Origin of the sequence: Streptomyces sp. MBT65, assembly GCF_016612545.1 — a bacterium.
Taxonomy (GTDB): Bacteria; Actinomycetota; Actinomycetes; order Streptomycetales; family Streptomycetaceae; genus Streptomyces.
Map to the genome: position 1 here is coordinate 1 of NZ_JAENRY010000754.1, position 504 is coordinate 504.

Below are 504 nucleotides of genomic sequence, written 5' to 3' on the forward strand. Positions count from 1 at the left end.
CCGCAGGCCGCGGCCCTCGCCCCACCCCCGGCCGGCGGCCTCGACCCCCGCATGCTCTGGCCGAACATCCTGGAAGTGGTGAAGAACCGCCGCCGCTTCACCTGGATCCTGCTCAGCCAGAACGCGCAGGTCACCGGCTTCGACGGCACGACCCTCCAGATCGGCTTCGTCAACGCCGGCGCGCGCGACAACTTCAACAGCAGCGGCAGCGAGGACGTGCTGAAGCAGGCGCTGACCGAGCAGTTCAACGTCACCTGGAAGATCGACGCGATCGTCGACCCGTCCGGCGGCGGCACCCCGCCCCCACAACAGGGCGGTTCCTACGGAGGCGGTGGCGGCGGTGGTACGGCGGGTGGCTACGGCGCTGGTGCGCCCGGTGGCTACGGCACCCCCGGCCCCGCTACGACCGCCCCCCGCCCGGCATCCCCCCAGCCCGCCCCCGCGCCCGCACCCCCCAACCCCACGAACTCCCCCTCGGCCCCGGCGCCCGCCCCGCCCCACCCC

1 pseudogene is annotated in these 504 nt (G+C 74.8%); it reads left to right on the forward strand.

From position 1 onward, the window contains the following. Nucleotides 1–504 (forward strand): annotated as a pseudogene (locus tag JHN63_RS51965) (DNA polymerase III subunit gamma and tau); the annotation flags it as partial.